This window comes from Mesorhizobium sp. M1050, from assembly GCF_040318715.1.
GTDB lineage: Bacteria > Pseudomonadota > Alphaproteobacteria > Rhizobiales > Rhizobiaceae > Mesorhizobium.
In genome coordinates this window covers 1-19,187 of record NZ_JAMYMV010000050.1, presented here as the reverse complement: position 1 = coordinate 19,187, position 19,187 = coordinate 1, and the positions used below count along the sequence as shown (strand labels likewise).

Below are 19,187 nucleotides of genomic sequence, written 5' to 3'. Positions count from 1 at the left end.
GTCAGGCTTTTTCGAGCGCCGGGCTTTGCGGTTCCTCGCCATGGCCCTCGATCAGCCCCTTCCAGTAGCTTTCGGCGCCCTGCAGATGGGCGCTCATCAGCGCCTGGGCGAGATTGCCGTCGCGGCGCAGCAGCGCCTCATAGATCTGGATGTGCTCGGCATGCGAGCGCACGCTGCGCTCCAGATCGTTGAAATAGATTGGCAAGCGCTGTTCGCCCATCATGTAATAGACGCTGCAGACATTGTGGAAGACGCTGTTCTTGGTGGCGCGCACGATCTCGAGGTGGAATTCGCGGTCCTCCTTGGCGAGGCCTTCGCCCGCCGCGATGCGCTTTTCCGAGGCTTTCAGGATTTCGCGCAGTCGCTCGAAATTCTCCTCGGTGGCGCGCGAACAGGCAAGCTCGGCCGCTTTGATCTCGTGGATCTTGCGCAGTTCGACCGTCTCGTAGATCTGGATCGGGTCGAGCGGCAGGCCCGCGCGGGCAAAAAGCGCCATGGCCTCGACGCTGGCCTGCTTGGTGTCGATATAAATGCCGGACTTGGCGCGGCGCTCGACGATGCGCATGGCTTCGAGGATGGCGAGCGCCTCGCGGATCTGGCCGCGGCTGACGCCGAAATGCTCCGCCAGTTCGCGTTCGGACGGTGTTCGGCCGGTCTCCTTGTCCGAATGGGAGAACAGATAGGCGGCGAGTTCCGCGAGAAGGTTTTTTTCTTTCATCGTCAATCGCGTTGCGCGTGCGCCTCCAGGAATCGCTCCGAAATCGTGAATCCCAGACCCGGCTTTTCGGGGATCGCTATCATACCGTCCTTGGCTTCGACAGTCTCCTCGATCAGATCGTGGATCATCGGGTTGGCGCCGAGCGAATATTCGACAGTGAAACTCGACGGCGAGGCAGCGCAGACATGCAGCCCGGCGAAGAAGCAGGGCGCGCCTGCCCACAGATGGGGCGCAAAGCGCAGGTTGAAGGCACTGGCGATGGTGCCGATCTTCATCGCCTCGCTGATGCCGCCGCAGAATGCAGGGTCGGGCTGGAAGATGTCGGCGGCCTTGAGCATGGCGAGGTCGCGGAAAGCATAGCGGGTGGCTTCGCTTTCGCCGGTTGCGATCGGAACGGCGCCCGATGCCCGCACTTCGGCCATGCCGGGCTTGTCATCGGCAATGACGGGCTCCTCGAACCAGGCGAGGTCGAGGTCGTTGACGAGGTGGATGAAGCGCTTGGCTTCGGCCACCGTGTAGGTGCCATGCGCGTCGACCATCAACTCGATATCGGGGCCGAGCGCCTGCCGTGCGGCATGGACACGGGCGGCAGACACGTGTGCTGCGCCGTCCATGGCACCAACCCGCATCTTCAGCGCCTTGAAACCGCCTCTGGCGATATAGGATTTCAACTGCTCGCCGATAGCGTCGGTGGCCGCCCAGCCGCCTGACGCGTAGGCCGGCATGCGGTCGAGCTTGCGGCCACCCAGCAGCCGCCAAACTGGAACCCCGAGCGATTTGCCCAGGATGTCCCACAGCGCGATGTCGACGGCACTGATGGCGGCGATGCTCATGCCGCGCCGCGCCAGTTGCGGCATGGCGTGGCCGGCTCGCGCGGCGCTGTCGTGACGCACGCCATTGTAGAGCATCTCCCAGATGACGCCGATGTCGGCCGGATCGCGGCCGATCAATTGCGGCCCGACCTCATGGTTCAGTATGTGGACCAGGGCGCCATAGCTGCCGGCGCTGCCGGCGGCGTTCTTGCCTTCACCCCAGCCGACCACCCCGTCATCAGTCTCGATGCGCAGGATGGCGGCGTCGAAGGTCGTCACCTGGCCGAAATCGCTGCGGTGTTGCCGAGCGGCTTCGATCGGGATGCGGACCCACCAGGCTTGGACGATCTTGATGCGCATATTCTTCCCCAGCCCTGCCGCCGGTCAGGGCGAAAGAGCAATTTTCCCAGAGGCAGTCCGCTACTTGATCAGCGGCAGCAACGTTTCGGCGGTGATGCGCATCTGGTCGGTGTAGAACTTTTCCGTCAGCACGCTGGAGCCGTGGTCCTGGATGAACTTCAGCTGCTCGGGCGAGATATCGACCGGGTGGCGCTCGACCATGTCGGGATAAGGTGCGGCCGGCGTCCGGTCGACGGGCGCAACGAACTCGTTGGTCAGCGCGCCGTCGTAACCGATCTCCCTCAGCGTGGCGACGATCTTCGGCCAGTCGATCTGGCCAAGGCCGGCGGCAAAGCGGTTGTTGTCGGCGACATGGAAGTCGAACAGGCGCTTGCCGACCTGGCGGATCGCGTCGTGAACGTTAAACTCCTCCATATGGATGTGGTAGGCGTCGAGGCAGACGCCGCATTCGGGGCTGACCTCGTCGGCCAGCGCGAGCGCCTGGGCGCCGCGATTGAACAGATAGGTTTCGAAGCGGTTGAGGGGTTCGACCGCAATCTTGACCCCGACCTTCTTGGCGTGGGTGAAGCATTCACGGGTGGCGTCGACAACCCACTTCCATTCTTCTTCCTCGGTGCCGTCAGGCACGACCTTGCCGACCGTTGCCGGCACCAGCGTGATGATCTCGCCATCGAGTTCGCTGACCATGGTCAGCACGTCCTTGACATACTGGACGGAGCGCTCGCGCTGGCCCTGGTTCCTGGCGGCGAGATTGCGCTCGCCCAACATCAAGGTCACCGCGCCCCAGCAGCGGATGCCATGCTCCTTAAGCAGTGCCCGGGTCTCCTCTGTCTTGTACTGCTCCGGCTCGCCGGAAATCTCGATCGACTCATAGCCGAATTTCTTGATGCGCTTGAGCGTCGTCTCCAATGGTTCCGCGCGCATCCAGTTGTGCGTCGAAAGGTGCATCGTCTGTCCTTCCCAAAAAATCGCCTGCAACATGCATCGCCAAAGGCGACGCAAGGGTTCCTCCCCAGGCCATCCCCAGCAATTTCCTACAAACTGGTTCGACCAATTGGGCCTGAAACGAGGTCTACAGCAATTTCTTCTGGACGGCAAGAAGTGTGGCGGTGCTACCTCATGTCCAGATTATTTCATTGATTACATTGATGTATATGCTCTCGCTTTCAACGCCCGGAGGGGCTCTAAGGCGCATTGCGAGGCTTGACCAAATTCCCGCTTTTGGTAATACCAGAATTGTGGCGTACACAATGCGCCGATGTGAAAAGACCAAAGTGGCTGGCCCTGCTTCCAATCGGCGCTATGCTCGGTCGCGAGACAAATGAGGAGAATGCCGATGTCGACGACAATGAAGGGCCCGGGACTGTTTCTGGCGCAGTTCGCGGGCGATGCTGCGCCGTTCAACTCGCTGGCGTCGATCACCAAATGGGCGGCCGGGCTCGGCTACAAGGGCGTGCAGATCCCGACCTGGGACGCGCGGTTGTTCGATCTCAAGAAGGCGGCCTCTTCCAAGGCCTATTGCGACGAAGTCAAGGGCATCTGCGCGGATGCCGGTGTCGAGATCACCGAACTGTCGACGCATCTGCAAGGGCAATTGGTGGCGGTGCATCCGGCCTATGACGCGCAGTTCGACGGCTTTGCGCCGGCTTCGGTGCACAACAATCCCAAAGCGCGGCAGGAATGGGCCGTCGAGCAGATGAAGTTCGGCGCCAAGGCCTCGAAGAACCTCGCCCTCAAGGCCTCGGTGAGCTTCTCCGGAGCGTTGGCCTTTCCCTACCTCTACCCCTGGCCGCAGCGTCCGGCCGGGCTGATCGAGGAAGCCTTCGCCGAACTCGGCAAGCGCTGGAAGCCGATCCTCGATGTCTATGAAGACAATGGCGTCGATGTCGGCTACGAAATCCATCCCGGCGAGGATGTCTTCGACGGGGCGACCTTCGAGATGTTCCTCGACGCGGTCGGCGGCCACAAACGCTGCAATATCAATTACGATCCGTCGCACTTCCTGCTGCAGCAACTCGACTATCTCGAATTCATCGACATCTATCACGAGCGCATCAAGGCGTTCCACGTCAAGGACGCCGAGTTCAATCCGACCGGCCGGCAAGGCGTTTATTCCGGCTATCAGAGTTGGACCAACCGAGCCGGCCGCTTCCGTTCGCTGGGTGATGGACAGGTGGATTTCGGCGGCATCTTTTCCAAGCTGACGCAGTACAATTATGATTCCTGGGCGGTGCTCGAGTGGGAGTGCTGTCTGAAGCATCCGGAAGACGGCGCGGCCGAGGGTGCGCCCTTCATCCAGCATCACATCATCCGGGTGACGGAAAAGGCATTCGACGATTTCGCCGGTAGCGCTACGGACAAGAAAGTGCTGCGCGGCATGATGGGAATTTAACGCTAATTTCCTCCCCCTTGAGGGGAGGGTGGCCCGAAGGGCCGGGTGGGGTCGGTCCATGCCGCGCTCTACGCCCGGCAAACCCCACCCGATCCGCTACGCGGATCGACCTCCCCTCAAGGGGAGGTGAGCAACAGCCAAGGAGAAAGACATGGTCGGCGCATCGAAGTCGGAAGCGGGAGGCGGCCCGATCCGCTATGGCATGGTCGGTGGCGGGCAAGGCGCCTTCATTGGCGCGGTGCACCGGATCGCGGCGCGCCTGGACAATGATTTCGTGCTGGTCGCCGGCGCTTTGTCATCCGACCCGGCGCGCGCAAAAGCCTCTGCCGCCGAACTCGGGCTCGACCCCGATCGCAGTTACGCGTCCTATGCCGAAATGGCCAAGGCCGAGGCCAAGCGGTCCGACGGCATCGAGGCGGTGGCCATCGTCACGCCCAACAATGTTCATGTGCCGGCGGCCAAGGCCTTCCTGGAGGCCGGTATCCACGTCATATGCGACAAGCCGCTGGCGACGACGCTGGCCGAAGCCAAGAAGCTCGCGGCGATAGTCGAGAAGACTGGCAAGGTGTTCGTTCTGACCCACAACTACACCGCCTATCCGATGGTGCGGCAGGCGCGCGAAATGGTCGCCAAGGGCCTGCTCGGCGACATCCGCATCGTGCAGTCTGAATATCCGCAGGACTGGCTGACCGAGGACCTGGCGGCCACAGGCCAGAAGCAGGCGGCGTGGCGCGGTGATCCGAAACAGGCAGGCGCCGGCGGTGCCCTGGGCGATATCGGCACGCACGCCTACAATCTCGCCCGCTTCGTTTCCGGGCTGGAGCTGGATTTCCTTTCAGCCGATCTCGACGCCTTCGTGCCGGGCCGGCTGCTCGATGACAATGTCAACGTCATGCTGCGCTTCAAACCGACCGGCAAGGCTCACCCGGCCAAGGGCATGATCTGGGCCAGCCAGGTGGCACCCGGCCACGAGAACGGGCTGAAGCTGCGCATCTATGGCTCCAAGGGCGGGCTGGAATGGGTGCAGGCCGACCCGAACTATCTCTGGTACACGCCGTTTGGCCAGCCCAAGCAGCTGCTCACCCGCAATGGCGCCGGCGCGCTGCCGGTAGCAGGCCGTGTCAGTCGCGTGCCGCCAGGCCATCCCGAGGGCTATCTCGAAGGTTTTGCCAACATCTACCAGGAGGCCGCACGCGCCATCCGCGCGGCGCGCCGCAAGGGCGGCAAGCCGGCAAAGGATGTCGTCTTCCCAACCGTTCAGGACGGCGTCGAAGGCATGGCCTTTATTGAGGCCTGTGTGAAGTCGTCTAGGAAGAATGGGGCGTGGACGAAGCTATAGCTTCGACCTCGCGGGAGAATTTTGCTGGGGGAGGGCGTCGATGAAGATCGGCATGTGCATGTTCTTATGGACGACGGCTGTGTCGAAGAAACACGAACCGTTGCTCAGGGATATCAAGGCAACCGGCTTCGATGGCGTCGAGATACCGATCTTCGCCGGCACGCCGGACGACTACAAAAAACTCGGCGATCTGCTCGACCGCATCGGGCTGGAGCGGACCGCGGTTTCAGCGATGGGCGATCCGGCGATGAATTTGATCTCGGCCGAAGCGGCAACGCGCAAGGCCGGTGTCGATTATATGAAATGGGCGATCAACTGCGCCCAGGCGCTTGGCGCGAATACGCTAAGCGGCCCGCTGCATTCGACGCTCGGCGCCTTTTCTGGCTCCGGGCCGACGGCCGCCGAGAAGAAGCGCTCCGTCGCCTCGCAACGCGCGATCGGCGACCATGCCGGCAAGAAAGGCATCACCATCGGGCTTGAGGCGCTCAACCGTTTCGAATGCTATCTGCTCAACACGATGGCTGACTTGTCGGAGCATATCGATGTCATCGACCGGCCGCACATCAAGGCGATGTACGACACCTTCCACGCCAATATCGAGGAGGCCGACCCGATCGGCGCCTACACGAAACACCGCCGGAATGTCGTGCATATCCATATTTCGGAGAATGACCGCGGCGTGCCGGGGCGCGGCCACCTTCCGTGGAAGGAAACATTCTCCGCCATCCGCAAGAGCGGGTACGACGACTGGCTGACGATCGAGGCGTTCGGGCGCTCGCTGAAGGATTTGGCGGCGGCGACCAAGGTGTGGCGCGATTTTTCCGAGAGCCCTGAAGCGGTTTATCGGGAAGGGTACAAGCATATCAAAAATGGGTGGAAACGAGCGGCTTAGGCTCCCTGATCGGACGATAGTCACGCGAAGAAGACCTGCTTCGGCGACCCTAGGCGCGAGGCGAGACGATGATTGCGCCGAGTCCATTCGATTTGCGTTCGCGGCGGTTGCCACGTGGTTCCCCCACTCCGTCTCGGCTTCGCCGAGCCACCTCTCCCCTCCGGAGGGAGAGGAAAGAAAGAAAGCATGGTGGCGCGGGGAAAAGAAGAATGCCTCGGCCTTGGAGGACGGGTGCCGACTCGGATAGCCTTGCGCCCTTCCTCTACCCCGTCGATCGGGGGAGAGGTGTGGCGGGCCCCGCGGCGGCGGGGGGGGGGGGCGACCCTTTGGCGCCGGGCGAGACGATGCTTGCGCTTCTGCGTCACAAGACTACCCCTGCTCGGCCTGAAGCCTGTTGTAGTCGTGGATGGTTTGGCTCAGCCGGCGGCGCAGGAAGTTGGATATGTTGTCGAAGATGAAGACGACGAGCAGGATCAGCAGCACCATGTAGAAGACGTTGGCCCAGTTGGAGTTGGTGCGCATCGCTTCCCACAGTTTCAGGCCGATGCCGCCGGCGCCAACGGCGCCGATGATGGTTGCGCCACGGGTGTTGGATTCCCATTGGTAGAGCGTCTGGCTGATGAACACCGGCACCACTTCCGGCAGCACGCCGTAGCGCTGTACCAAAAGGCCGTTGGCCCCGGTCGAGACGACGCCTTCGCGCGGCTTGTCGTCGATATTCTCCAGCGCCTCGGAATAGGTTTTGCCGAGCGTGCCGATCTCGGTGAAGAAGATCGCCGCACTGCCCGCTAGTGGTCCCGGCCCGAAGGCACGGGTGAAGAACAGCGCCCAGATCAGCATGTCTATGGAGCGCATGAAGTCGAAGAAGCGCTTGAGCACCTGGTTGACCAGCCGGCTGGGCGTGATGTTGCGGGCGGCGAAGAAGGCGAGCGGGAAGGCGACGATGCCGCCAAGCAGCGTGCCGAGAAAAGCCATGACGATGGTCTGCAAGAGTTTCGTCCAGACATCGCCATGCTGCCACTGGGCGTTGTTCCAGATGTTGTCGCCGGCCAGCGCCAGGTTGGACGTGCCCGGTTTCAGTTCCGGTCCGGAGACGATCAGCGAGGCGACTTCGCCTGCCGACTTGCCGAAGAACGGCGAGCGCGTGTCGAAGACGAAGTTTGCCCAGCCGAGAAAACGCTTGCGTATCCTGACGCGGTCGGCGGCGACGCGGACCTCGCCGGCGAAGCCCATGTCGGCGACGACCTCATCTTCATGCGCTGTGATCCAGCCGGGAACCGGTCCGGAGATCAGCGGCCTGCCGGTGCTTAGCCCGACCGCAACGGTCTCATCATTGGCCATGATTGTGGCTTGCGTCTTGTTGAAGGTGATCGACTTGGTGGTGCCGTCGATCAGGATCGTTACCGAACCATCGGGATTGGTCTTGACCCAGTCCGGGTTGGGATTCGGACCGAGCACCGAGAAGCGCGGGTATTTGGCGGTGATCTGCGGCTCATCGAGGCGGAAGATCGGCTGCACGTCGTAGCTGATCCACTGGGTCAGGAACAGCGGCAGGCGCTCCCAGTGCGATTCCCGCATCACCTGCGGCAGGTTGAAGAACCATAGTGCGTAGAGAAGGTAGAAAAAGATGCCGCCAAGCAACAGAAGCGGCCCGAAGCGCTTGTGGAGCGGCCGCCGGAACACCTGCGGGAAGCGCTCTTCGATCGACTGGATTTCATCGGCGGTCATTGTGGCCATGGCCTAAGCCCCCATCACGAAGGCCTGTTCGCCCACCAGCTTGCGGCGCAACCAGGCGGAGAACTGGTCGACGATGAAGATCGTCGTGAACAGGAGCAGCACGAGAGCTATCGTCTTGGCGCCGAAGCCGCGCGAGATGGACAGCTTCAGTTCCTCGCCGATGCCGCCGCCGCCGACCGCGCCCATGATGGTGGAGATGCGGACGTTTATTTCAACGCGCAGCAGCGTATAGGACACGAAGTTGGGCAGCACCTGCGGCAGACCGGCAAAGCGCACCCGCTCGAACCAGTTGGCGCCGACCGCCCTCAGGCCTTCTTCGGCGCGCATGTCGATATTTTCGTTGATCTCATAGAAAAGCTTGCCCAGGGCGCCGATCGAATGCAGGCCGATGGCGATGATGGCAGCGATCGGTCCGATCGAGACGATGGCCGCGAACAGGCCGGCGATGACGATTTCAGGAAAGGCGCGCAGCAATTCCATGAAGCGCTTGACGATCAGCCGCAGCACCGGATGCGGCGTCAGGTTGCGCGCCGCGATGAAGGAAAACGGCACGGCAAAGACGAAGCCGATGAAGGTCGAGACCAGCGCCACATTGAGCGTGGTCAGCATCAGCTCGAAATATTCAGGGATGTAGAAGCTGCCCCAGACATAGGCGCGGCCAAGCGGAAAGTTGAATTCCTGGGTACCGGTGTCATGTGGGGAAGCGATGTCGAACATTGCCCGCCAGACATCGTTCCAGTCCTTGGGGACGAGCCAGCTCAGGAAATCCAGCAAATGTGGCAGCCGGTCGAAGAAATGCCCGGCATTGGCCTCGTCGGCGAACCACATGGTGCCGCCGAGCGCGACAACGAGCAGGCCGGCGCCGATGGCGGTGTAGAGCCGGCGCAAGGACGTCTGGCGACGCCAGGCGTCGGCCATCTGGTGAGTGGCGCCGGAAGGGACTGTCACGGAATGGGTCATGATCGGGGATGCAAAAAGGGCGGTGTTTTGAACACCGCCCTTCCTGATTTTGCCGTTAGCCGCCGATGGCTGCCTTACGGGCTTCGACGATGACGTTGTAGAAGTCTGCCTTCACTGGAACGTAGCCGGTAAAGTCGCCACCTTCGACGCCTTCGAAGCAAGCCTTATCCTTCTTGGGCAGCTGCGTGAAGAAGTCGGCGAGCTTGGCGGTCATGTCGTCGCCGAGCGCGGTGCGCACGACCAGCGGGCCGTTCGGGATCAGGCCCGAGCGCCAGACTTCGACGAAGTCGTTGGGGTCGACGGCACCCTTGGCGACTTCCTTGTGGAAGGTGCCGGAGGTATAGCCGTCCTTGAAGTCGCCAATGCCGGAGGAATCGTCCACCGCTACGTCGACCTTGCCGTCACGCACGGCCAGGACGTTGTTTTCGTGGCCGCCGTTGAACTGGGTCGAAGCGAAGAAGGTTTCGTTCGAAGCGCCGGTATCCTTCGGGATCTGGGTCAGCGGGATCAGGTAGCCCGAGGTCGAATCCGGATCGGCGTAGCCGAGCTTCTTTCCCTTGGCCGACTTGATGTCGGTGATGCCGGAGGATTTCAGCGCCAGGCCGATCGAATAATAGCCGGTAGCACCGTCGGTCTGCTGGGTGGTGAGGATCGGGGTGACTGCCTTCGGGTCCTTGAGAGCGACGCTGGCATAACCGGAAGCGCCGAGTTCGGCGAAGTCGAGCGTGCCGCCGAGCAGGCCCTGGATGACGCCGTCATAGTCGGCGGCTGGGAACAGCGAGACCTTTTCGAAGCCGAATTCGGCCTTCAGATGGTCGGCGAGGCACTGGTAGTTGCGCAGCCGGTCGGTTTCGTTTTCGCCGCCGAGAATGCCGACGCGAAATTCCTTCATATCGGCGGCGTGGGCCATGCTGGTCGCCATGGCGAGCACCGAAACGGCGCAGAAAACCATCTTTCTGAACATCTGTTATCTCTCCTGTAGGGTTCCGGCCCCGCGCCGGCAGCGTTCTTGAGTTTGACTGGCGCCCTTGACGTGGGCTGGCGATCCCAACCGTCCTCTTGTTTGTCCATGATCTTGCCCGAAAACCGGATTCCACTTTTCGGGATCATGGACTCAATAACCCGGGAATGCGGGTTCGAGCGGTCCGGCGGATGCGGCGATCTTTCGGCTGAAGGCAACGCTGGTCGAGGTGATGGCCTCTGAGATTTCCTGGCCATTGCTGTCGGCGCCATAGACGAGGCGCACGGCCTCGCGGTTGAGCTCTTCCGGTGGGCCGTCGAAGACGACCTTGCCGGCGGCCATGCCGATAATGCGGTTGCAATAAATGCGGGCGGTATCCAGCGTGTGCAGATTGGTGATGACTGTGATGCCTTCGCGCAAATTGATGTCTTGCAGCGAATCCATCACCACCTTGGCGTTGAGCGGGTCGAGCGAAGCGATCGGCTCGTCTGCGAGGATTACCCTGGGCTGCTGCATCATGGCACGGGCAATGGCGACACGCTGCTGCTGTCCACCCGACAAGGTGCCGGCGGGCTGAAGTGCTGTACGGGCGATGTCGAGCCGCTCCAAGGCGGCGACGGCCTCGGCGCATTCGGCGCGGGAGAACATGCCGAACAGGTTTGACATGGTCGAACGGTGGTTCAGCTTGCCGAGCAGCACATTGGTCAGCACGTCGAGGCGCGGCACCAGGTTGAACTGCTGGAAGATCATGGCGCAGTCGCGCTGCCAGCGCCGCAGCGGCGAGCCGCGCAACTGGGAGACCTCGGCGCCGTCAAAGAAAATCGATCCCTGGCTGGGATCGATGAGACGGTTGATCATGCGAAGAAGGGTTGATTTGCCGGCACCGGAACGGCCGATAATGCCAACCATCTGACCCTGCGGGATCGCGATGTTGATGTCGCTGACGGCGGTGTTCTTGCCAAATCGTCGGCTGACACCGCGAATTTCGAGCGTGGCAGAGGTTGCTGACATGGAGCAGTTTCCAGTCTGGCCATATTGATCGTCAGGCACTCGCCTAACGCAGCCACATGAACTTGCCGTGTCGCGGTGATGTCAGTTTTGTTACGCTCCACAGGTGTGGAGTTTACGGCCGGCCCCGGACCAGCAGGTCCTCGAAGTGCACCATGTCCCGGAAGCTGCAGAAGGCAGGCGCCTTAGTTTCGATGACGGGAGCCTGCTGCTCGAAAAGCTTGAGAGAGTCATCGAACAGGTCCTGCCATGCGGCTGCCCGGTCATCAGCAAGACGCTGGATCTGGTAGGCGAAGGTGATGTGGAAGACATAGGCATCGTGATCAGGGTGCCGGTAGCCGAACGGCACCGCCAGAGCATCGCGCCAGGCGCGCATGATGCGCACATCGTCGTCGGTCGCGCCGGCAACGGTGAGGCCGGTCGGCAGAACTTCGACCACCTTGATGTTGAACGGGCCGAAGCCCTCGAAGCCTTTCAGCCGTTCCAGCTAGAGGCGTATCGTGCCCATCTATTGCAATGTGAAGACGCTGGTCTACCCTCGCTCCCCGAATTGTCTTGCTTTGCTGCCTTAGCTTGTCAGCCTGGCTTACCGGTAAGCTGCGCAAGGACCCACAGCATATAGAGTGGGGCTATAGCCGCCGTGAACAAAACACAACCCAATATCATCAACGTTATTGAAGAGCCAACGTCGGATTGCCTCCAACGCTTAACTCCAAGCTTAATCGCCAAAATTCCCAACGCGACCAACCCCAGTCCAATGAAAAGAGGTATTACGACAATAAAGGTCACATATGCTCCATCGCACTGGGTTGGGTGATTATTAGTTCGATGAAAACACCATTCGCGTCAACCATACTTCTCCAAAAACGCTTCAGCGGACAGTTCCCGGAAATCCTCCAAACTGGCGCGCAGCGTGGCATGGTCCCAGTCCCACCAGGCAAGCGCCTGGTAGCGTTCGGCGGTGCGGCGGTCGAAGCGCTCGCGGATCGGCTTGGCCGGCACGCCGGCGACGATGGTGTACGGAGCCACATCTCTCGAGACGACAGCGCCGGCGCCGACCGCTGCGCCATCGCCGACGGTGACGCCGGGGAGGATGGTCGAGCCATGGCCGAGCCAGGTGTCGTGGCCGATGGTGACGCGCCTGGCGCGGCGCTGGGCGAAAAACTCGCTCTCGTGCTCGGCATCGTCCCAATAGTCCGAAGCGCGGTAGGTGAAATGGTGCAGCGTCGGCCGCCAGGTCGGGTGGTTGGTGGCGTTGATGCGCACGCTTGCCGCGATGTTGGAAAACTTGCCGATCGTGGCGCACCAGACAGCGCAATCCTGCATCATGTAGGAATAGTCGCCGAGTTCGCTTTCCGACACCCGGCTGCGGTCGGCGATCTCGGTCCAGCGGCCGAGCGTCGAGTTCTGCACCTCCGCCGTCGGGTGGACCAGCGGTGTCTCCGATAATTTCCTGGTCATGCGGCGACTTTTCCGGGAGCGAAAGCGGTGACGTCGATGATGCGGTCGGCAACCGCCTCGCGCACGTCGTGGTCGTGGAAGATGCCAAGCAGGGCGACATCAGCCGCTTTCTTGGCGGCGATGAGTTCGATCACCACGTCACGGTTCCTGGCATCGAGCGAAGCGGTCGGCTCGTCGAGCAGCAGGATCGGGTGCTCGGTGATGAAGCCGCGCGCGATGTTGACGCGCTGCTGCTCGCCGCCGGAGAAGGTCGCCGGCGGCAATGCCCAAAGTTTCTCCGGCAGGTTGAGCTGCGCCAGCAAGGCACCTGCCTTGTCGCGTGCAATTTCGCGGTCTTCGCCGCGTTCGACCAGCGGTTCGGCGACGACATCGAGCGCCGAGACGCGCGGCACGGTGCGCAGGAACTGGCTGACATAGCCGATCGTTTGCCGGCGCACGGCAAGCACGGTGCGCGGGCTGGCGGTGGCAAGGTCGATCAGTCCGTCGTCATGCGTGACGATGATCTGGCCCTCGTCGACGGCATAGTTGCCGTAGAGCATCTTGAGGATCGAACTCTTGCCGGCACCGGACGGGCCGCCAAGCACGGTGCATTCGCCGGCCCTGATCGAGAACGAGACTCCGGCGACGACAGGCAGTTTAATGCCGTCGCGCAGATGCATGGTGAAGCTCTTGGCAACGTCCGAGACAACGAGGGGGGTGGCCATCAGAAGGTCCTCCAATCATCGTCCGCTTGCGGGCCAGCACCCCCCTCTGGCCAATGCAATTGCACGTGCGGAATAACGGTGAAATCTCGAAGCGGGTGGTTGCGAGGTGTCGGCGCGAGGCACCCCCCTCTGTCCTGCCGGACATCTCCCCCGCAAGGGTGGAGATTGGCAGTTTCACCCGCAGCGCTTTTCTTGCAGCCTTGGTAACTGGTGAAAGCAGCAGGGACAGCCGATCTCCCTCCTTGCGGGGGAGATGGCCGGCAGGCCAGAGGGGGGTGCCTCGCGCCAAGGTTTCGCGAACACGCGCTTTGAGACTTCATCGTCAAACCTGTAGAATCGAGGAAACGAGCAACTGCGTATAAGGCGCGCGCGGGTCGTCGAGCACGCGGTCGGTGAGACCGCTTTCGACGACGCGGCCGTCCTTCATCACCATCATGCGCTGCGACAACAGCCGCGCTACCGCGAGGTCATGGGTGACGACGATTGCCGCCAGGCCGAGATCGGTGACCAGACCGCGCAGCAGGTCGAGCAGGCGTGCCTGAACCGAGACATCGAGGCCGCCGGTCGGCTCGTCCATGAATACCAGCCGTGGGCCGGTGACGAGATTGCGAGCGATCTGCAGGCGCTGGCGCATGCCGCCGGAGAAGGCGCGCGGCTCGTCGTCGATGCGGTCCTCGTCGATCTCGACGCGCGATAGCCAGTCGACCGCGGTGGCGCGGATCCTGCCGTAATGGCGATCGCCGACAGCCATCAGCCGTTCGCCGACATTGGCGCCGGCCGACACGGTCATGCGCAGGCCGTCGGCGGGGTTCTGATGGACGAAACCCCAGTCGGTGCGCATCAGGAAGCGGCGCTCGGCCTCGCTCATGCGATAAAGCTCGCGGAACTGGCCGTCGCGCATGCGGTAGCTGGCGGTGCCGGAGCTCGGCAGCAGCCGTGTCGACAGGCAGTTGAGCAGCGTCGTCTTGCCGGAGCCGGACTCGCCGACGACAGCCAGGACTTCGCCCGTCCACAGGTCGAAGGAGACGTTGTCGCAGCCGACGCGCGAGCCGTAGAATTTGGAGAGCGCCGAGACGCGCAGCAGCGGTTCGTCGGTCATTGCTTCTCCTTACCCTCCCCGTTGTGGGGAGAGTCGGCGCGCAGCGCCGGGGTGGGGGTTGAGTGGAGCGTGGATTGGTCAAGCCCCCCCCCCGGGCCGGGGGGGCGGCCCGCCCCCAAGGGGGGGGGGGGGGGGGGGGGGGGGGGGGGGGCGTGGATGGGCCACCCCCCCCACCCGCGCCTTCGGCGCGACCTCCCCATAAGGGGGAGGTAGGGGCGTTGCGTCGCTTCTCGCAGTGGTCGGTGTCGGAGCAGACGAACATGTGGCCGCCATGGTCGTCGAGGATGACCTCGTCGAGATAGACATTCTCGGCTGCGCACAGCGCGCAGGGCTGGTCGAAGGTCTGCACCTCGAACGGATGATCCTCGAAGTCGAGGCTGACCACTTCGGTGAAGGGCGGCACCGCATAGATGCGCTTTTCGCGGCCGGCGCCGAACAGTTGCAGGGCGGGCGAGCGGTGCATTTTGGGATTGTCGAACTTAGGCGTCGGCGACGGGTCCATCACATAGCGGCCTTCGACCTTGACCGGGTAGGCATAGGTGGTGGCGATGCGGCCGTGCTTGGCGATGTCCTCGTAGAGCTTGACATGCATGAGGCCATATTCCTCCAGCGCATGCATCTTGCGCGTTTCGGTCTCGCGCGGTTCGAGGAAGCGCAAGGGTTCGGGGATAGGCACCTGGTAGACAAGCACCTGGCCCGCAGTCAGCGGATGCTCGGGGATGCGGTGACGGGTCTGGATGATGGTGGCGCTGGCTGTGTCGGTGGTCACCGCGACATTGGCGACCTTCTTGAAGAAGGCGCGGATCGAGACGGCATTGGTGGTGTCGTCGGCGCCCTGGTCGATCACTTTCAGCACATCGTCGGGACCGATGATCGAAGCGGTGACCTGCACGCCGCCGGTGCCCCAGCCATAGGGCATCGGCATTTCGCGCGAGGCGAACGGCACCTGATAGCCGGGGATGGCGATGCCCTTGAGGATCGCGCGGCGGATCATCCGCTTGGTCTGTTCGTCGAGATAGGCGAAGTTGTAGGTGGCGATGTCGGTCATTGCGCGACTTTCAGTCCCTTGGCGTAGCGTGCCAGCCGCTCCGCGAGCGTGCCTGTGTGCAGTTCGAACATGTGGTTGTCGTCGTCGTAGAAATAGATCGAGCGGCCTTCACCCTCGACGCGTGGGCGCGGCGGGCGCGTGTCGAGGCCAAGCGCTTTGACGCGCTCGGCGTAGCGGTCGAAATCGGCGTCATCGATCTTGAAGGCGATGTGGTTGTAGCTGCGTTCCGGCAAGGGATCGCCCTCCATGATGGCGACCCAGATGTCGCCGATCAGGAAGAACTTTTCGCGCGACAGCGAGAACTGTTCGGCGCCGCTGGCATAGACCTCTCGGGCGTCGAGTATGCCCTCGAGGATCTCGGTCATCCGGTCGAGATCGCGGACGATAAAGGTCATGTGGGAGAGGCCTTCGATCATTCCGCAGCCTCCCGCTTCTCTTCGGCCTTCGTAGGGTTTTCGCGGGCGTCGTATTCGGCACGCATGCGGCGCACGAGGTCGAGTTCGGCCTGAAAGTCGACATAGTGCGGCAGCTTCAGATGTTCGACGAAGCCGGTCGCCTGAACGTTGTCGGAATGCGAGATGACGAACTCCTCATCCTGGGCAGCAGCGACGACATCCTCGCCCAACTCGCTGGCGCGCAGCGCCCGGTCGCAGAGCGCCATCGCCATCGCCTTGCGCTCGCTCTGGCCGAAGACGAGGCCGTAGCCGCGGGTGAATTGCGGCGGCGCCTTGGCCGAACCCTTGAACTGGTTGACCATCTGGCATTCGGTGATGCGCACAGTGCCGAGCGGGACAGCAAAAGGCAGTTCGGGCACGTCGAGTTCCAGCTCGACCTCGCCGATGCGGATTTCGCCGACAAAGGGATGATTGCGGGCATAGCCGCGCTGTGTGGAATAGCCGAGCGCCAGCAGGAAGCCCTCGTCGCCGCGCGACAGCGCCTGCAGGCGGATGTCGCGCGCCATCGGGAACTCCAGCGGCTCGCGGGTGATGTCGCCGGGGACGTGATCCTGCGGCATGTCGCCGTCCGGTTCGATCAGGCCTTCGCGGGCAAGGATGGCCGAGACGCGCGGCATGGCTTGCGCTTCGGTCTCGCGCTGCAGCGGCTCGGCGACGTCGGCGCCGGCGGCAAGCTCGGGATCGAGCAGCCGGTGGGTGTAGTCGAAGGTCGGGCCGAGCAACTGGCCGCCAGGCAGGTCCTTGTAAGTCGCCGACACGCGCCGCTCGACCAGCATGGTGGCGGTGTCGATAGGCTTGGTGTAGCCGAAGCGCGGCAGCGTGGTGCGATAGGCGCGTACCAGGAAGATTGCCTCGATCATGTCGCCGCGCGCCTGGACGATGGCGAGTGCCGCCAGTTCCCGGTCGTAGAGCGAGCCTTCGCTCATCACCCGGTCGACGCCGAGCGCCAGCTGCTCGACGATCTGGTCGAGGCGAAGGGCTGGCACCGAACGGTCGCCACGGCGGCGGTCGGCAAGCAGGCTGTGGGCGTTGGCGATTGCGGCTTCACCGCCTTTAACCGCGACATACATCTTACGCCTCCATCGTCTTGATGCGCGTCGTGCGCGGCAGGCAGGCAATGCCGTCCGATGTGGTGAGGATGATGTCGACGCCTCGCGGAAAGCGCTTGATGTTCTGCTTCCACTGTTCGACGAAATGGCGTGGCATCCGTGCCGGCGCGATCGTCGCGCTGGCTTCGATGCCGGGGCCTTCGAGCAACAGCGGCGTGCCGGAGACGAGATCGCTGACCTGCAGGACCAATGTGGTCGAACGGTCGGGATAGTCCTGCGTGCCTTGCGAAAAACCGTCGAGCGCCATCATCTCGGCCGGGGCTGCGATCAACGCGAAATGCGCATCGGCCGGCGTGTTGGCCAATGGCGCGCCGGTGTGGAAACCAAGCCAGGATTTGATGGCAGGGGAAGCCTGTAAAGCCGGGTCGAGCCAGAGCGGGGTGTCATTGTCGCAAAGCGCCAGCGCAATGGCACCGGCGGTCGCCGACAGCGGCGCCGGCGGACGGGCAAAGGCGGGCAACGGCTGCACGCTGCCAGGCCGCGCCATCGCCTCCATGACAGCGCGGAACACGGTCTGTGCGTTGAAGACCGGATCGGCGAAGCCGCCCTCGATCGATTGCGATGCGATGTCCATCAGTCTTCTCCGCGTACCATGGTGAAGAAATCCACCTTCGTTGCCGCCGTCTCGGCGCGGCGGCGTTCATGCGCCGTGGTCAGGGCCGACCGCAGAGGCGCTATCAGCCCGGTCTCGACCTCGGCGCGGCGGGCCGGGTCCTGCCACAGTGCGTCGGCGATGGCCGCCAGCTTCGCCTTCTGCTTGTCGCGGCCAAGCGCATAGCAATGGCCGACCTGTCCGGACGGCAGCCGGACGGTGGCGCGGGTGACGGTCGCCTCGCCGACATTGAAGGGCGCGCCCCCACCGCCGATGCGGCCGCGTACGGTGACCAGGCCGGTTTCGGGGCCGCGCAGCAGTTCTGCGTCCGAAGGCAGTCCGGCCTCGTTCCAGAGCCGAACGATGTCGTCGCCGCCGGATTGCGCCAGGGTTGCCATCGCGGCCTTGCGTTCGGCTTGATCGCGGGCTTCCTGTCCTCGCATCAGCAACATTCCTCTTCGCCAAATTTGTCTATTGATATAGACAACTATACAAATTATACCTATTATCTAGCGCGAGTCCATGACGGGTGGATGACAAGCACTTGAAGACTGGGGGCAATCAATGGTCGGGCGGCTGGCAGCGAACAGCATCGAGCGGCGCAGCGGCGTCTCGCTGTGGCGGCAGATCGCCGAGAAGATCCTGCAGGCGATCGCCGTCGGCGATTTCGCAGAAAGCGCCGCGCTGCCGCCGGAGATGGCACTGGCTGAGCGCTATGGCGTCAACCGCCACACCGTGCGCAGCGCCATATCGGCCCTTGTGCAGGAAGGGGTGCTGCGGGCCGAGCAGGGGCGCGGCACCTTCGTGCTGTCGCGCAGGCGGCTGTCCTATCCCATCGGTGCGCGCACACGCTTTTCAACGGGCCTGCAAGGGCAGACATCGGAACGGCATATCGTCCTGCTGGCGTCCTCGGTCGAGCCGGCCAGCCAGCGCGTCGCCGAGGGGCTGGGGCTCGCCAAGGGAGCCGATGTGATCCGCCTGGAAACGCGCGGCGAAGCCGACGGACGGCCTGTGTCGCGCGCTGCCGGCTGGTTCGATGCCCGGCGCTTTGCCGGTATCGATGCTGCAATGGCGGAGACCGGCTCGATCACCGCATCGCTCGCCCGGTTCGGCATCGACGACTATCTCAGGCAATCGACCGTGCTATCGGCGCGCCACGCCGATGCGGCGGACCTTGCAGACCTCGACCTGCAACCGGGCGCCATCGTGCTGGTTACAGTCGCTGTCAACGTCACGCCGGATGGCCAGCCGATCCAGTTTTCGGAGTCCAGGTTTCCGGCAGAACGGGTGGAGCTGAAGCTGTCGGCGCTGTAGGGAGTGCCGGCCTTATGCGAGACCGTGATTTATCTGACTCACGCTGATCGGTCGCGCGCTCCCCTGTCAGCGGCTTGGCGTTTGAGGACCGCCTTCCCCCACTCCGTCTCGGCTTCGCCGAGCCACCTCTCCCCCTCCGGAGCAGGGGAATCGCATATGAGTAAGAGTAAGTCTTGCGTTGAGTGGAAAGGTTGATTCTTTAGGGGCCTTCTCTTTGAAGAGGAGA

Annotated in this window: 19 protein-coding genes and 1 pseudogene; 4 read left to right on the top strand and 16 right to left on the bottom strand. The window is 63.1% G+C overall.

The genetic code is table 11. The features are described from left to right. Position 1 precedes the first annotated feature (1 nt). From NKH57_RS23680 to NKH57_RS23670, 3 genes are read right to left on the bottom strand one after another with little or no spacing between them, the layout of a single operon-like run. Positions 2–718, bottom strand: a complete 717-nt coding sequence (locus tag NKH57_RS23680; RefSeq protein WP_352604500.1) for a FadR/GntR family transcriptional regulator — start codon at positions 716–718, stop codon at positions 2–4. A gap of 2 nt (positions 719–720) precedes the next feature. Continuing rightward, positions 721–1,890 carry a mandelate racemase/muconate lactonizing enzyme family protein gene (locus NKH57_RS23675; protein ID WP_352604502.1) on the bottom strand — a complete coding sequence of 390 codons (1,170 nt, stop codon included), beginning with the start codon at positions 1,888–1,890 and terminating at the stop codon, positions 721–723. Between the two features lie 60 nt (positions 1,891–1,950). Beyond that, on the bottom strand, positions 1,951–2,838 hold the full coding sequence (locus tag NKH57_RS23670; protein WP_352835324.1) for a sugar phosphate isomerase/epimerase family protein: 888 nt from the start codon (positions 2,836–2,838) through the stop codon (positions 1,951–1,953). A gap of 388 nt (positions 2,839–3,226) precedes the next feature. Here NKH57_RS23670 and NKH57_RS23665 point away from each other — a divergent pair, with 388 nt between their 5' ends. The 3 genes from NKH57_RS23665 (at position 3,227) to NKH57_RS23655 (ending at position 6,513) form a co-directional block, all read left to right on the top strand. Next, positions 3,227–4,282 (top strand): sugar phosphate isomerase/epimerase family protein, encoded by a 1,056-nt coding sequence (locus NKH57_RS23665; protein WP_352947768.1) that lies wholly within the window; start codon positions 3,227–3,229, stop codon positions 4,280–4,282. 151 nt (positions 4,283–4,433) lie between these two features. Next, positions 4,434–5,621 (top strand): Gfo/Idh/MocA family protein, encoded by a 1,188-nt coding sequence (locus NKH57_RS23660; RefSeq protein ID WP_352947765.1) that lies wholly within the window; start codon positions 4,434–4,436, stop codon positions 5,619–5,621. Between the two features lie 40 nt (positions 5,622–5,661). Further along, positions 5,662–6,513: a sugar phosphate isomerase/epimerase family protein gene (locus tag NKH57_RS23655; RefSeq protein WP_352947762.1), complete on the top strand. Its 852-nt coding sequence runs from the start codon at positions 5,662–5,664 to the stop codon at positions 6,511–6,513. A gap of 369 nt (positions 6,514–6,882) precedes the next feature. Here the strand turns inward: NKH57_RS23655 and phnE (NKH57_RS23650) are convergent, their stop codons facing one another. The 13 genes and pseudogenes from phnE (NKH57_RS23650) to phnG form a co-directional block, all read right to left on the bottom strand. After that, the gene (gene phnE / locus NKH57_RS23650; RefSeq protein WP_352947759.1) at positions 6,883–8,250 is read right to left on the bottom strand and encodes a phosphonate ABC transporter, permease protein PhnE; all 1,368 of its coding nucleotides are present in this window, start codon (positions 8,248–8,250) and stop codon (positions 6,883–6,885) included. 3 nt (positions 8,251–8,253) lie between these two features. Continuing rightward, positions 8,254–9,210, bottom strand: coding sequence for a phosphonate ABC transporter, permease protein PhnE (phnE, locus tag NKH57_RS23645; protein WP_352947756.1), 957 nt, complete (start codon positions 9,208–9,210; stop codon positions 8,254–8,256). 55 nt (positions 9,211–9,265) lie between these two features. Then, on the bottom strand, positions 9,266–10,174 hold the full coding sequence (gene phnD, locus NKH57_RS23640) for a phosphonate ABC transporter substrate-binding protein (protein WP_352608759.1): 909 nt from the start codon (positions 10,172–10,174) through the stop codon (positions 9,266–9,268). Between the two features lie 150 nt (positions 10,175–10,324). Further along, positions 10,325–11,182 carry a phosphonate ABC transporter ATP-binding protein gene (gene phnC / locus NKH57_RS23635; RefSeq protein ID WP_352947753.1) on the bottom strand — a complete coding sequence of 286 codons (858 nt, stop codon included), beginning with the start codon at positions 11,180–11,182 and terminating at the stop codon, positions 10,325–10,327. Positions 11,183–11,294: 112 nt separating this feature from the next. Continuing rightward, a complete protein-coding gene (locus NKH57_RS23630) occupies positions 11,295–11,618 on the bottom strand; it encodes a hypothetical protein (protein WP_352608757.1) in 324 nt (107 codons plus the stop codon). 407 nt (positions 11,619–12,025) lie between these two features. Beyond that, positions 12,026–12,640, bottom strand: coding sequence for a DapH/DapD/GlmU-related protein (locus tag NKH57_RS23625; RefSeq protein WP_352608756.1), 615 nt, complete (start codon positions 12,638–12,640; stop codon positions 12,026–12,028). After that, the gene (gene phnL / locus NKH57_RS23620) at positions 12,637–13,344 is read right to left on the bottom strand and encodes a phosphonate C-P lyase system protein PhnL (protein ID WP_352947749.1); all 708 of its coding nucleotides are present in this window, start codon (positions 13,342–13,344) and stop codon (positions 12,637–12,639) included. The genes NKH57_RS23625 and phnL overlap by 4 nt, the downstream gene beginning before the upstream one ends. Before the next feature lie 322 nt (positions 13,345–13,666). Further along, positions 13,667–14,443: a phosphonate C-P lyase system protein PhnK gene (gene phnK, locus NKH57_RS23615; RefSeq protein ID WP_352947747.1), complete on the bottom strand. Its 777-nt coding sequence runs from the start codon at positions 14,441–14,443 to the stop codon at positions 13,667–13,669. Positions 14,444–14,663: 220 nt separating this feature from the next. Then, positions 14,664–15,491: pseudogene (locus tag NKH57_RS23610) on the bottom strand (alpha-D-ribose 1-methylphosphonate 5-phosphate C-P-lyase PhnJ); the annotation flags it as partial. After that, positions 15,488–15,907, bottom strand: coding sequence for a FosX/FosE/FosI family fosfomycin resistance hydrolase (gene fosX / locus NKH57_RS23605; RefSeq protein WP_352947744.1), 420 nt, complete (start codon positions 15,905–15,907; stop codon positions 15,488–15,490). The pseudogene NKH57_RS23610 and the gene fosX, both read right to left, overlap by 4 nt. Further along, the gene (locus NKH57_RS23600) at positions 15,904–17,016 is read right to left on the bottom strand and encodes a carbon-phosphorus lyase complex subunit (RefSeq protein WP_352947741.1); all 1,113 of its coding nucleotides are present in this window, start codon (positions 17,014–17,016) and stop codon (positions 15,904–15,906) included. Before NKH57_RS23600 ends, fosX begins: the two co-directional genes overlap by 4 nt. Before the next feature lies 1 nt (position 17,017). After that, positions 17,018–17,629, bottom strand: coding sequence for a phosphonate C-P lyase system protein PhnH (gene phnH / locus NKH57_RS23595; RefSeq protein WP_352734187.1), 612 nt, complete (start codon positions 17,627–17,629; stop codon positions 17,018–17,020). Continuing rightward, complete coding sequence (gene phnG, locus NKH57_RS23590) at positions 17,629–18,090, bottom strand: phosphonate C-P lyase system protein PhnG (protein WP_352608749.1); 462 nt, start codon at positions 18,088–18,090, stop codon at positions 17,629–17,631. Before phnG ends, phnH begins: the two co-directional genes overlap by 1 nt. Before the next feature lie 121 nt (positions 18,091–18,211). On the opposite strand from phnG, the gene phnF reads away from it, so the two are divergent. Continuing rightward, a complete protein-coding gene (gene phnF, locus NKH57_RS23585) occupies positions 18,212–18,961 on the top strand; it encodes a phosphonate metabolism transcriptional regulator PhnF (protein WP_352947738.1) in 750 nt (249 codons plus the stop codon). Positions 18,962–19,187 lie beyond the last annotated feature (226 nt).